The organism is Erwinia rhapontici, from assembly GCF_020683125.1.
Classification (GTDB): Bacteria; Pseudomonadota; Gammaproteobacteria; order Enterobacterales; family Enterobacteriaceae; genus Erwinia; species Erwinia rhapontici.
Window position 1 is genome coordinate 2235358 of record NZ_CP085627.1, and the last position, 12280, is coordinate 2247637.

The 12280-nt window shown below is 51.9% G+C and carries 13 protein-coding genes; 4 read left to right on the forward strand and 9 right to left on the reverse strand.

Annotated elements, in window-relative coordinates; translation table 11 throughout:
* Nucleotides 1-36: 36 nt before the first annotated feature.
* Nucleotides 37-1410, reverse strand: a complete 1374-nt coding sequence (locus tag LJN55_RS10535; protein WP_133845266.1) for an MATE family efflux transporter — start codon at nt 1408-1410, stop codon at nt 37-39.
* A 284-nt stretch (nt 1411-1694) separates the two neighbouring features.
* Here LJN55_RS10535 and LJN55_RS10540 point away from each other — a divergent pair, with 284 nt between their 5' ends.
* Nucleotides 1695-2360: a riboflavin synthase subunit alpha gene (locus LJN55_RS10540; RefSeq protein WP_133845265.1), complete on the forward strand. Its 666-nt coding sequence runs from the start codon at nt 1695-1697 to the stop codon at nt 2358-2360.
* Nucleotides 2361-2410: 50 nt separating this feature from the next.
* Here LJN55_RS10540 and cfa read toward each other — a convergent pair whose 3' ends face one another.
* Together cfa and punC are read right to left on the reverse strand one after the other, a co-directional pair.
* A complete protein-coding gene (gene cfa / locus LJN55_RS10545) occupies nt 2411-3559 on the reverse strand; it encodes a cyclopropane fatty acyl phospholipid synthase (protein WP_227536210.1) in 1149 nt (382 codons plus the stop codon).
* A gap of 312 nt (nt 3560-3871) precedes the next feature.
* Nucleotides 3872-5083, reverse strand: coding sequence for a purine nucleoside transporter PunC (punC, locus tag LJN55_RS10550; protein ID WP_133845261.1), 1212 nt, complete (start codon nt 5081-5083; stop codon nt 3872-3874).
* 113 nt (nt 5084-5196) lie between these two features.
* Between punC and punR the strand changes: the two genes are divergently transcribed.
* Entirely contained in the window at nt 5197-6129 is a 933-nt protein-coding gene (gene punR / locus LJN55_RS10555; protein WP_133845259.1) for a DNA-binding transcriptional activator PunR, read from the forward strand.
* Here the strand turns inward: punR and purR are convergent.
* Nucleotides 6126-7151: an HTH-type transcriptional repressor PurR gene (gene purR, locus LJN55_RS10560; protein WP_133845257.1), complete on the reverse strand. Its 1026-nt coding sequence runs from the start codon at nt 7149-7151 to the stop codon at nt 6126-6128. The two genes, punR and purR, sit on opposite strands and share 4 nt — an antisense overlap.
* Nucleotides 7152-7445: 294 nt before the next feature.
* Between purR and cydH the strand changes: the two genes are divergently transcribed.
* Entirely contained in the window at nt 7446-7535 is a 90-nt protein-coding gene (gene cydH / locus LJN55_RS10565) for a cytochrome bd-I oxidase subunit CydH (protein ID WP_133845256.1), read from the forward strand.
* Between the two features lie 42 nt (nt 7536-7577).
* Here cydH and LJN55_RS10570 read toward each other — a convergent pair whose 3' ends face one another.
* The gene (locus LJN55_RS10570) at nt 7578-8450 is read right to left on the reverse strand and encodes a C40 family peptidase (protein ID WP_133845254.1); all 873 of its coding nucleotides are present in this window, start codon (nt 8448-8450) and stop codon (nt 7578-7580) included.
* A gap of 385 nt (nt 8451-8835) precedes the next feature.
* On the opposite strand from LJN55_RS10570, the gene LJN55_RS10575 reads away from it, so the two are divergent.
* Complete coding sequence (locus LJN55_RS10575) at nt 8836-9174, forward strand: Grx4 family monothiol glutaredoxin (RefSeq protein WP_133845252.1); 339 nt, start codon at nt 8836-8838, stop codon at nt 9172-9174.
* A 76-nt stretch (nt 9175-9250) separates the two neighbouring features.
* Here the strand turns inward: LJN55_RS10575 and rnt are convergent, their stop codons facing one another.
* The 4 genes from rnt to LJN55_RS10595 form a co-directional block, all read right to left on the reverse strand.
* Nucleotides 9251-9919: a ribonuclease T gene (gene rnt / locus LJN55_RS10580; RefSeq protein ID WP_133845250.1), complete on the reverse strand. Its 669-nt coding sequence runs from the start codon at nt 9917-9919 to the stop codon at nt 9251-9253.
* A gap of 96 nt (nt 9920-10015) precedes the next feature.
* Nucleotides 10016-10423 carry a lactoylglutathione lyase gene (gene gloA, locus LJN55_RS10585; protein WP_133845248.1) on the reverse strand — a complete coding sequence of 136 codons (408 nt, stop codon included), beginning with the start codon at nt 10421-10423 and terminating at the stop codon, nt 10016-10018.
* Between the two features lie 87 nt (nt 10424-10510).
* A complete protein-coding gene (gene nemA, locus LJN55_RS10590) occupies nt 10511-11611 on the reverse strand; it encodes an alkene reductase (protein WP_133845246.1) in 1101 nt (366 codons plus the stop codon).
* 44 nt (nt 11612-11655) lie between these two features.
* Entirely contained in the window at nt 11656-12246 is a 591-nt protein-coding gene (locus LJN55_RS10595; protein ID WP_227536211.1) for a TetR/AcrR family transcriptional regulator, read from the reverse strand.
* Nucleotides 12247-12280: the final 34 nt, after the last annotated feature.

Here is a 12280-nt window from a genome sequence, read left to right on the forward strand (position 1 = left end):
GCAATTTTAATCATTTTCCCCGGGTTTATCAGAAAATTAACGCGCTGCACGCGTGAGAATCATCTCCGCAGGCTGACGTTGCAGACGGCGCATCCGCCAAATCATCATGACGGCAGAGGAGGTCAGTCCAATGATAAAGCCGGTCCAGAATCCTGAAGGGCCCATTGCCGGGACCACCCAGTCGGTCATCGCCAGCACGTAACCGCTCGGCAGGCCGAGGATCCAATAGGCGACGAAGGTAATAAAGAAGATTGAACGGGTGTCTTTATAGCCACGCAGGATGCCGCTGCCGATCACCTGAATGGAGTCAGAGAATTGATACACCGCCGCCAGGAACATCAGCTGTGCTGCCAGCGTAATCACCTCAGGGTTATCGGTATACAGCAGGGCGATCTCTTCGCGGAACGTCACGGTGAACAGCGCGGTGAGACAAGCCATACAGATGCCCACGCCCTGTGCTGTCCATGCGGCGACCTTTGCCTGCTCAACCGAACCCTGACCCAGCCGGAAGCCTACGCGGATGGTGGTAGCGACCCCCAACGACAAAGGCAGGACGAACATCAGTGAACTGAAGTTCAGGGCGATCTGATGGCCCGCGACTTTGACGATCCCCATCGGAGACACCAGCAGGGCCACGACAGCGAACAATGTCACTTCAAAGAATAGCGCCAGCGCAACCGGCAGACCAAGCCCGGTCAGACGGCGTAATGCTTTCCAGTCTGGCGGACTGAAACGTCCCTCAACACGGATATCGCGCATTGATTTGGCTCGATTCACCCAGGCCTTCATCGCGATAAACATCACCCAGTAGACCGATGCGGTTGCCACGCCGCAGCCAATACCGCCCAGTGCAGGCATGCCAAAGTGACCGTAGATAAAGACGTAGTTAACCGGGATATTCACCAGCAGCCCGAGGAACCCCATGACCATGCCGGGTTTCGTTTTGGATAAACCTTCACACTGATTACGGGCGACCTGGAAAAACAGATAACCGGGAGCGCCCCACAGCAAGGCGTGCAGGTATCCCACGGCCTTTCTGGATAATTCCGGGTCAACATTGTGCATGGCGCCAATCAGGTATCCGGCGTTATACAACACCACCATAATCAGCACAGAGACCATCGCTGCCAGCCAGTAGGCCTGGCGAACCTGATGCGCAATGCGCTCACGTCGGCCAGAACCATTAAGCTGAGCCACCACCGGCGTCAGCGCCAGGATCAAACCGTGACCAAAAAGAATGGAAGGTAACCAGATTGAGGTTCCTACTGCAACGGCGGCCATATCCGTGGCGCTAACGGCACCGGCCATCACTGTATCAACAAAGCCCATGGAGGTTTGCGCAACCTGCGCAAGGATCACCGGGATAGCAAGGGCTAATAACTGACGCGCCTCTAAGAGGTACTTCTGCACACATACACCTTTTTAATTTTTCCGCTATGTTTCGCGACGTTTTACTGCGACGTGAAATCCATTGGGGAGTTGAATGATGAAAGACACTGCTGAAGAAATAAACGGCATTTGCGATGATGCCAGCAGGGCAGGCGTTCCATTCTAGTGTCAGCGGTGGAAATAGCCAATCTTCTGATAAAAGAATCGCTCTTTATGTCACGCAATTAAACGGGACTTTATTTGGTTTTGTGGCGATGCCAGGGCAAACTAACTGGAGCGAAAACACATTGATTGAGGCAACAGCTATGTTTACCGGTATTGTGCAGGGCACCGCGGAGGTGCTGGACATTGACGAAAAACCTAATTTTCGTACCCATGTGATCAGAATGCCGGAGGCATTATTGCCCGGGCTGGAACTGGGTGCGTCCGTTTCCCATAATGGTTGTTGCCTGACGGTGACCGAAGTCGATGGCGACCGCGTTAGCTTTGATCTGGTAAAAGAAACGCTGCGTATTACCAATCTGGGCGATCTGAAAGTCGGTGATACCGTTAACGTTGAGCGTGCAGCAAAATTCAGTGATGAAATTGGCGGTCATTTGATGTCAGGTCATATTATGACCACGGCAGAGATCAGCAAAATACTCACCTCGGAAAACAATCGCGAAATCTGGTTTAAACCGCAGGATGCCAGTCAGATGAAATATATCCTGCATAAAGGATTTGTTGGCATTGACGGTATCAGCCTGACGGTAGGAGAGGTGACGCGCACAAAATTCTGTGTTCATCTGATCCCCGAGACACTGATGCGCACTACCTTAGGCAGCAAACGTCTGGGGCATCGTGTGAATATTGAGATCGACCCGCATACGCAGGCGATTGTGGAAACCGTTGAGCGTGTTCTGGCTCAGCGTGAAGCGGCATTACTGGCTGCCGCAGTCAGCGAACAACAGGCTGAGAGCCCGGAAGCGTAAGGCGATAAAAAAGGGCGACATGACGTCGCCCCTGCTAAACAGAGTATGTCCTAACGCGCAACGCGCAGTCCACCTTGTTTGCCATGGGTAAATACCACCTGCCAGAGCTGAATATCCCTTGCCCGAAACGCCCCCGCACAAGCATTCAGATAGTAAGTGAACATCCTTTTAAAACGCTCGCCATATTTATCCGACAGTTGAGGCCAGGCGCTAAGAAAACGCTGATACCAGTGCATTAACGTCACATCATAATCAGCGCCAATATTGTGCCAGTCTTCCATCACGAACCAGGGTTCGCTGGCGGCGGCAATATGACGCACAGAGGGCAGGCAACCGTTAGGGAAAATGTATTTGTCGATCCACGGGTCAACATCATTATTGGTTTTGTTAGCACCAATGGTATGCAGCAGGAAAATACCTTCCGGTTTCAGATTACGATTCACCACATCAAAATAGGTAGCGTAATTTTTCGGCCCGACATGTTCAAACATTCCGACAGAAACAATACGGTCGAACTGCTCAGACAGGTCGCGATAATCCTGAAGCAAAATCGTCACATTCAGCCCTTCGCAGCGCTGTTGCGCCAGCTTTTGTTGTTCGGCGGAAATGGTAACACCCACAACATTTACGCTAAAGTGACGCGCGGCATATTCGGCCAGACCTCCCCAGCCACAGCCAATATCCAGTAAAGACATGCCCGGTTCCAGCTGAAGTTTTTCACAGATCATCTGCAATTTGGCTTCCTGAGCGTCTTCCAGCGTACGGGCTTCTTTCCAGTAACCGCAGGAATATTGCATATAAGGATCGAGCATGTGGGTGAAGAGATCGTTACCCAGATCATAATGCTCTTTGCCAACAATCCACGCGCGTTTGCGCGTTTGCAGATTCGTGAGTCGGGAGGCCACAACACGCAAGGTGTCGCGGAAATGGTGAGGGAGTTGCTGATCTAATTTTGACTGCAAAACACGCTGGAAAAAGATATCCAGGCGTTCGCATTCCCACCAGCCATCCATATAGCTTTCACCTAACCCCAGCGATCCTTCCTGCAGAATGCGTTTAAAAAAAACGGGGTTGGTAATCTGGATATCCCAGGGACGGGAACCATTGATTTCAATATTGGCCTGACTCAACATTTCCTGGACGATTCGATACCACGGGTTGTCGTCAAGGCTCACTTCTTCTATACACGATGAACTCATAGCTTCTCCATCACCCTGTGTGATTAAAACCTGAGAAAAAGAATTGTCTGTTTCTACAGGCCTGTGAGAGCACTCACGGCGAATGCCGCAGTCTGATATCCGACGTTAAAAAAGAGGTTTGATGTGAAACTGACAGAGGTCGTAACGTAGTCACTCGGAACAACTCCATGACAACCCTGTCAGGAACCAACAGTGGACGACGACAAACGCCATCGCCCACTCAAAAATGGTGTTAAGTTGTTATTTTATATTGCGCTGAAAAGTATATGCCCACGAAAGGTAATATTCAATTCATTATTGTTAGGGCGCTAACTAAGTGTTTTTACAGGATTCCACCTGGCCCGGCGCCGTCAGGTGGGGCTGTTTTTGCTCCGCCAGTCGCTGGACGATATAGCCAACGACAGCCAGAACAATCGTGCCAGCCATCACCAGCGTAGTGGTCTGTAACGGGGATTCAATCCATGTTGACACCGCCAGACTGGCGAAAAAACAGAGGCCGAGCTGCAACATATTCTGCAAGGCGGCGGCTTTACCGGTCGCCTGGGGGAAGGGCAGTAACGCACTGGACACCACAATCGGGTAAATCGCACCGTTTGCCATCGCCATTCCACAAAACGGCAGTAGCAATGCAAACAAGGAAGGCTGCGGCTGCAGTGAAACAAAATAGATCGCGAGAATGCTGACGCTGTAGAAGGCCAGCAGCCATGGCAACAATTGGCGCCCGGCAAAGTGGTTCAACAGGGCGCGGCAGCTAAACCCGCCCACAAGAAATGCCACAGTTTGCGGAACATAGCTGAGGCCAATATCTGCAGGGGACAAACCAAGGTTACCCAGAATGAAAGGGGACCCGGTGAGCCAGGCAAAGAAGCTGGCAGAGCACGCGGCATAAATCGCCACGTTGCCACTGTAAATAGGAGACTTCAGCAATGTGAGGAAGCCAGGAGTGCGAGGCTTAACGACGCCGTGATCGTCCACCGGGCGTGACGGCAAGCGCAATGTAGGGATCAGTAGTGCGAGGCTGAGCAGTAGCAAGACAACGAAAATCGAACGCCATGAAAAGTGTTGCAGTAGCCAGGCACCCAACAGGGGAGCCAGCGCAGGCGAGAGGGCCACCAGAGGCATAATGGTGGCAAAGACACGGTTGGCCCGCGGACCACTGTAGCGATCGACCACCAGGGCCTGCCAGCTCACCGCCGCAGCACACACCCCCACGGCCTGAACAAAGCGAACGATCAGCAACCAGAAAGCCGACTCTACCCACAGCATTGCCGCACAACCAACGGCGAACAAACTCAACCCCATCATCAATACAGGTTTTCGGCCGATGCGGTCTGACAGCGGGCCCCAGACTAGCTGTGCGCAGGCAAACCCGGCGAGGAAGATACTTAAACTGGCGCTAATGGCACCGGCTTCCGTCTGCAAGTCATGTTGCATCACGCCAAACGCGGGTAGGTACATATCGGTAGCAAGAAAGCCCAGCATGCTGAGCAGCGCAAGGTAAATCATAAATCCTTTGGAACGCATGGTTTTTAACTCTTATTAGACAATTTTTTTACGCGTGCAGTGTAATCGCGTGCTGACCCGTCTGTGAAACGCTAATATTCGTGGGTTGCGATGAAAAATATTGAAGGCAAATCATGTGGTCTGAACATTCTCTTGAAGTGGTAGATGCGGTGGCGAGGACGGGCAGCTTTACCGCTGCTGCGGCGGAATTGCATCGCGTCCCCTCCGCAGTAAGTTATACCGTGCGCCAGCTGGAAGCCTGGCTGGCCGTGAGTCTGTTTGAGCGTCGTCATCGTGATGTGGAGTTGACGGACGCCGGACGGGTTTTCATTGAAGAAGGTCGTGCTGTTATCAAAAAAATGCTCGCCACTCGCACACGCTGTCAACAGGTGGCTAACGGCTGGCGGGGACAAATCAATATCGCGGTCGACAGAATTGTGCGCCCGGCACGCACCCGGCAGCTGGTCGTGGATTTCTACCGGCATTTTCCGGATATGGAACTGCATATCATGCCGGAAGTGTTCAACGGTGTGTGGGATGCGCTGGCTGACGGTCGCGTCGATGTTGCGATCGGTGCGACTCAGGCGATCCCGGTACGAGGACGTTTTGCTTTTCGTGATATGGGAAGTCTTAACTGGCGCTGCGTGGTGAAAACGTCACATCCTCTGCTGAGCCATGAGGGACCGTTAAGCGAGACGTTAATCCGTGAGTGGCCATCGCTGGTGCTGGAAGATACCTCACGTGCCTTGCCGAAACGCACCACGTGGACATTAGATAATCAACGACGGCTGGTGGTGCCTGACTGGGAAAGTGCGTTTGACTGCCTGCGAGCCGGGCTGTGTGTTGGGATGGTACCCGGTCATTTTGCCCAGCCCTGGCTGCAACAAGGCGTGTTAGGAGAAGTGACGCTGACGTCCCCGTTTCCCGACAGTCCCTGTTATCTCAGCTGGTCGGAACAAAGCGCCTCACCGGCGCTAAGTTGGTTACTGGACTATCTGGGGAGCACAGAAACCCTGAATGCAGAGTGGTTAAGCGAACATCCTGGCCAGTGGCAGGTGAGTGATTAACGGCGGTAGTCGCGGAAAGGACCATCGGCAACGGAACGACGCTCGATCAGTGAAGGGTGAACTTCAATGGTTTGCGGATCTTCGCGCTTGCTGGTAATACGGTCCAGCAACATATCAAAAGCGGTTTCGCCCAGACGCTCTTTTGGCTGGTGGACGGTGGTCAGTGCGGGCGTAAAGTAGCGGGCGTTGCGCACGTTATCATAACCGATCACTGAAATATCCTGCGGTACGCGTAGCCCCATTTCATCTGCTGCGCAAATCGCGCCCATGGCCATAATATCACCGCCACAGAAAATGGCCGTTGGGCGCTGCTTCTGCGACAAAATTTGCTGCATGGCGCGATAGCCAGATTCAGGTTCAAAATCGCCCTGCACCAGCCATTCATCGCGCAAAGTGATGCCCGCTTCTGCCAGTGCCTTCAGGAATCCGGCATGGCGGCCACCGCCTGTATTACGCTCAAGCTGGCCTGGGATCGCGCCGATATCGCGGTGCCCGCGTTCGATCAGGTAGCGCCCCGCCAGGTAACCACCCTCAAAAGCATTATCAAGCACGGTATCAGTGAAATCACCGCGTGATTCGCCCCAATCCATGACGACCATCGGAATATTACGGTTATCTTCCAGCATAGAAATCAACGTGTCAGGATATTCTGAACACATCACCAGCAGCCCATCGACGCGTTTTTGCGCCATCATTGACAGATAGGCCTGTTGCTTTTGCAGGTCGTTGTGCGCATTGCCCAAAATCAGCGTATAGCCTTTGGCAAAGCAGCGGTTTTCTATTGCTTCAATGATCTCTGCAAAATAGGGCGCTTCACTGGATGTTGCCAGAAGGCCAATGGTTTTGGTGTGGTTGACCTTCAGACTGCGGGCTACGGCGCTGGGGGAATAATGCAATTCTTTGATTGCAACCCATACCGCTTCGCGCGTCTCTTCGGCTACAAAGCGCGTTTTGTTAATCACGTGAGACACAGTGGTGGTTGAAACACCGGCGCGCTTTGCCACATCCTTAATTGTTGCCATGAAAATCGTACTCCTGGTGTTATCGTAACATCTTGATAACTAATTGGTTAAACGTTTGCCTGGGTACAGCCATTCCTTCCCGACCAGAATTATTTTGGGTGCTGTCTCAAAGGGTCGGGAAGGGGTAAAATCGTCCGTAGAGTGACATGCAGTGCTGACTTTTACACGTTGCCAACGGTGTTGCGCAACGGAATAAAGAATTCTAACAAGGCTGCGCACAGAAAACGAGATTTTTACGGGTAACTGTGGGAAAATCTGTTGGCTTACTAATAACAAGGTTATTGAGGAGAGAGAATGAACACTGATATGAAAATGACGGCGCTGACCGTTGTGGGTTCACTGCTGATGATTATTGCGTTTAGTTTTACGGCGGTAATGCATTAATTCTTGCACGGGAGGAGGAAACTCTTCCCGAACCCACACGCATTATCGAATCGTTTTAGGCGTCATCATACGGCGCGCACCGATGTAATGTTCCTGCCAGTAATCTTCGCTCAACGCACTGACCTGAATATCTTTACCTGTCCGTGGAGACTGAATAAATTTCCCTCCACCCAGATAGACGCCAACATGATCTGCTGTGCCACGTCCGTTAATACGGAAGAAGACCAGATCACCTTTCTCTAACTGATCGCGCTTAATCGAAGCCGCATCACGCAGATGGTACATTTCATTAGCCGTGCGTGGGATCTTGAACTTCACCAGGTCTTTATAGGCATACCACACCAGACCACTGCAGTCGAAACCGGTTTTCGGAGAGGTGCCGCCCCATTGATAAGGTTTACCGAGCTGGCCCATCAGCTTGTTCATCGCCGTCTCACGTGCTTTCTGGTAGCGAGCGCGATGCGCTTTGCTGAGTTTGAGCGGGGCGTTCAGAGCATCGTTATCATCGTCAGTGGCTTTGCTGCCTGCGCGTTGACGACCATAATGTTTTTTATCTGCTTTTTTGCTGGCCGCGAGTTTTTTACTCAGTGTTTTCTTCTCCACCTTCGCATTACGCACCGGGGCCACGCTGGTTTTTTTCTTTTCTTTCTCTTTCAGTTTTTTTGCCAGCAGAAGCCGTGCTGATTTAGAGGGTTCTTTTTTAGCGGTTTCTTTGGCTTTCTTACTGACAGGTTCTTTGACTTTTTTGGTCGAAGTGGCTTTTACCGGGCGGCGCTTACGGCGGTCATCTACACGTGCAGTATTGCTTTCGGCTTTTTGCTGTTTTGCATTAATAGGGGCATGTGGCGATGCGTGCGCCATGTTGAAGAACAGCTGAGTGAAAGCCAGTATGAAGAGCGTGATGAGTAAACGCATCGTTCCCATTAACAGTTTGTGCGCTACAAAAAAGCAGCAACGCGGTAAAAAAAGAGATTTCTGCGGTATGCAGAAGGTTAGGCCAATTCTAATCTAACTTCTTAACAAAGGGTAAGGTCTTTTTTGTTTCAATAATACAGATCAAGAAAATGATGTAATATTGAGCACAATCAGGTGGTTAACCCAGCAATAAAACCAGTGTTAGTCATAACAGGTGCAGCAGTGATGATAAGAAAATGTTATTTTGTTTCCCTGTTTTGTCTATTAGTCACATTTTTACCTCTCTCGCATGTGAAAATGTCATTTTCATCGCCAGGGCAGAATCGCTACAATAAGCAGGCTGCGCCCAGCCTACACACGATGTATCGTATTGAGGAAGATATTTATGAGTACTGTTGAAAAAATTCAACGTCAGATCTCTGAAAACCCTATTCTGTTGTACATGAAAGGGTCCCCTAAACTGCCAAGCTGCGGTTTCTCTGCTCAGGCTGTTCAGGCGTTATCTGCTTGTGGCGAGCGCTTCGCGTACGTTGATATTCTGCTGAACCCGGACATCCGTGCAGAAATGCCAAAATATGCCAACTGGCCAACGTTCCCACAGCTGTGGGTAGACGGTGAGCTGGTGGGTGGCTGCGATATCATCATCGAGATGTATCAGCGCGGCGAGCTGCAGCAGTTGATTAAAGAAACTGCGCAGAAATATCCGTCTGACGCCGCAGAGTAACGCAGGCTTATTGGCAGCATAAAAAAAACCGGGCCCTGAGAGGTCCGGTTTTTTTTCGAGTTTACAGCACGTTGCTTTATTCTTCGCTGTCGTCACTTTCTGCATCAACCGGCAGTGGCCAGCCTCCCAGACGTTTCCAGCGGTTGACCAGTTCGCAGAACAGATCGGCCGTTTGCAGGGTATCGTACAGTGCGGAGTGTGCCTGGGCGTTATCAAAAGGCATTCCAGCTGCGGTACAGGCCTTCGCCAGAACGGTTTGCCCCAGTACAAGCCCGCTGAGTGCCGCGGTGTCAAAGGTGACGAATGGGTGGAAAGGATTACGCTTCAGGCTGGCGCGTTCGGCAGCCGCATTCATGAAGTTCAGATCGAATGTGGCGTTGTGCGCCACCATAATCGCCCGGCTACAGCCGCTCTCCTTAATTCCCTTGCGCACCAGTTTGAAAATGGCATGCAACGCTTCATGTTCACTGACCGCACCGCGCAGCGGATTCTCCGGGTCGATACCGTTAAATGCCAGCGCTTCAGGTTGCAGAACTGAACCGACAAAAGGCTCTACGTGGAAATGGATCGTCTCATCTTTCTCCAGCCAGCCATCGTCATTCATCTTTAGCGTCACCGCTGCGATTTCCAGTAATGCGTTAGTTTTGGCATCAAAACCGGCGGTTTCAACATCAATAACGACTGGATAAAAACCGCGAAAACGGCTGCTAAGGGTATTCAGTTCATTCGATTCAGACATCGGCATCTCACAGGAGAAAAAAAGGCAGCGCGCATTATGGCAAATTTTGTCGGGGGATGCAGCAGGGAGGGGAAGCGGGTGCCTAAAAGGCACCCGAAATACTTAGTGGCCGAGGCCATTACCCGCTTGTTTGTTCTCGATCAGCTCAATTTTATAGCCATCCGGGTCTTCAACAAACGCGATCACGGTGGTGCCACCTTTTACCGGACCGGCTTCACGGGTCACGTTCCCGCCATCGTTGCGGATACGATCGCAGGTCGCGGCCACATCATCCACGCCCAGTGCGATATGTCCGTAAGCATTGCCCAGGTCGTATTTATCCACGCCCCAGTTGTAGGTCAGCTCAATGACAGCACCTTCGCTCTCTTCGGTGTAGCCGACAAACGCGAGGGTGTATTTATATTCGGTATTTTCACTGGTGCGCAGCAGGCGCATGCCCAGCACTTTAGTATAAAAATCAACAGAGCGTTGCAGATCGCCAACGCGCAGCATGGTGTGAAGTAAACGCATAACATCCTCTTTTATCGGCGTCATCGATGGATGACGTAAAAAAACCAGTATAACGATTATGCCATCGGGTGCGAACCCTTGTGGAAATTAACCGAGGAACGGATAGTCTGTATAGCCTTCGGCACCGCCGCCATAAAAAGTTTCTGGCTTAGGTTCGTTCAGCGGAGCATCGTTTTGCAGACGCGCGACCAGGTCCGGGTTGGCAATATAGCTGCGGCCAAACGCAACAGCATCAATCAGGCCTTGCCCGATAAGGGCTTCGGCTTTTTCTGCCGTGTAACCGCCCGCGCCGACAATGACGCCAGGATAAACAGCACGGATGGCCTGACGGAATTCACGGGTGTAAGGCTTGCCACCGGCCCAGTCAGGTTCAGAGATGTGCAGGTAGGCCAGTTGGCGTTTTGCCAGCTCAGCAATAAAGTACAGGGCGGCTTCTTCCTGATCTTCGCCGTTATCCAGACCGTTGAAAGGCCCCAGCGGAGAAATACGGATACCGATGCGATCGGCACTCCAGCCTGCAATGGCGGCATCCACGACTTCCAGCGCAAAGCGGGTACGATTTTCGATACTGCCACCGTACTGGTCGTCACGCTGGTTGGATGCCGGAGAAAGGAACTGGTGAATCAGGTAGCCATGAGCGGCATGCAGTTCAACCAGATCAAAATCGGCCTCACGTGCATTAATTACGGCCTGACGGAAGTCACCAACGATGCCTGCAACTTCTGCCGTGGCTAATGCGCGCGGTGTGGAAGTGGCCTCGCGTACCGGTTTCCCCTCCGCATCACGCAGGGATGTGCGGGTTTCGGCATTAATAGCAGAAGCAGAAACGGGATCCTTACCTTCAGGTTGCAGGCTGGCATGAGAAATACGCCCGGTGTGCCAGAGCTGCACGGCGCTGTGGCCGCCATCCTGATGAATCCCGGCGTTAATCGCTTTCCAGGCACTCATCTGCTCTGATGAATGTAATCCCGGTGCACCGGCATAACCTTTCGCCTGGAAGCTGATCTGTGTCGCTTCAGTAATAATCAACCCGGCAGTTGCGCGCTGGCGATAATATTCACCCATCAGTGGGGTAGGGATATCGCCGGGCTCAATGCTACGCAGGCGCGTCAGCGGTGCCATAAAAATGCGGTTAGGCACGGTGATGGCACCGGTTTTCAACGGGGTAAACAGCGTGTTCAGTTTCATAACTTACTCCTGGTAGACCGGTCGACTAGTGTGGGTTGTTTTTTTTAAGCTATACGCAATATGCGCGTCATTTCCTGCCATGCATTGAGTAACGGTGCATTATCACGGCAGATTTTACTTTGCAGACTGGCGCCCAGCCACAGCGTGTACAGGGTTTGTGCACAGGCTGCACTGTTCACGTCAGCATGCAGTGTTTGCTGTTGTTGTGCTCTTTCCAGTGATGCCTTCAGGGTATCCATCAACGCGGTTGATCCCGCATGTAACGCACTGCGCATAGCTTCAGACAGATCGCAGACTTCGGCGGATAATTTCACCGACAGGCATCCCGCAAAACTGCTTTCTTCACAGTAAGAGAGTGACTGATGATAATAGTCGAGCACGCGCTGGCGGGAATCATCCTGATGATCATTCAGAGAATCTTGCAGACGCTGATGATAGCGGGCGAAGTAGCGTTCCAGCATGGCAACGCCGAACACTTCTTTAGAGGCAAAGTAGTAATAGAACGACCCTTTTGGCACTTCTGCCTGTTTCAGCAGCTCGATCAGGCCCATACCGTTGAAGCCGCGCTGAAGGCAGAGCAGTTCACCGGTATCGAGCAGATGTTCACGTGTGTCAAAGCGGGTCGTTTTATTCATCGCAGCAGAGTACTAGACCGAACGGTCGGTTTCA

What these genes read in the sequence shown, in the direction of transcription:
- LJN55_RS10540 (WP_133845265.1), top strand. Translation starts at nt 1,695, where the DNA reads ATGTTTACCGGTATTGTGCAGGGCACCGCGGAGGTGCTGGACATTGAC.
- cfa (WP_227536210.1), bottom strand. Translation starts at nt 3,559, where the DNA reads ATGAGTTCATCGTGTATAGAAGAAGTGAGCCTTGACGACAACCCGTGG.
- punC (WP_133845261.1), bottom strand. Translation starts at nt 5,083, where the DNA reads ATGCGTTCCAAAGGATTTATGATTTACCTTGCGCTGCTCAGCATGCTG.
- punR (WP_133845259.1), top strand. Translation starts at nt 5,197, where the DNA reads ATGTGGTCTGAACATTCTCTTGAAGTGGTAGATGCGGTGGCGAGGACG.
- purR (WP_133845257.1), bottom strand. Translation starts at nt 7,151, where the DNA reads ATGGCAACAATTAAGGATGTGGCAAAGCGCGCCGGTGTTTCAACCACC.
- cydH (WP_133845256.1), top strand. Translation starts at nt 7,446, where the DNA reads ATGAACACTGATATGAAAATGACGGCGCTGACCGTTGTGGGTTCACTG.
- LJN55_RS10570 (WP_133845254.1), bottom strand. Translation starts at nt 8,450, where the DNA reads ATGCGTTTACTCATCACGCTCTTCATACTGGCTTTCACTCAGCTGTTC.
- LJN55_RS10575 (WP_133845252.1), top strand. Translation starts at nt 8,836, where the DNA reads ATGAGTACTGTTGAAAAAATTCAACGTCAGATCTCTGAAAACCCTATT.
- rnt (WP_133845250.1), bottom strand. Translation starts at nt 9,919, where the DNA reads ATGCCGATGTCTGAATCGAATGAACTGAATACCCTTAGCAGCCGTTTT.
- gloA (WP_133845248.1), bottom strand. Translation starts at nt 10,423, where the DNA reads ATGCGTTTACTTCACACCATGCTGCGCGTTGGCGATCTGCAACGCTCT.
- nemA (WP_133845246.1), bottom strand. Translation starts at nt 11,611, where the DNA reads ATGAAACTGAACACGCTGTTTACCCCGTTGAAAACCGGTGCCATCACC.
- LJN55_RS10595 (WP_227536211.1), bottom strand. Translation starts at nt 12,246, where the DNA reads ATGAATAAAACGACCCGCTTTGACACACGTGAACATCTGCTCGATACC.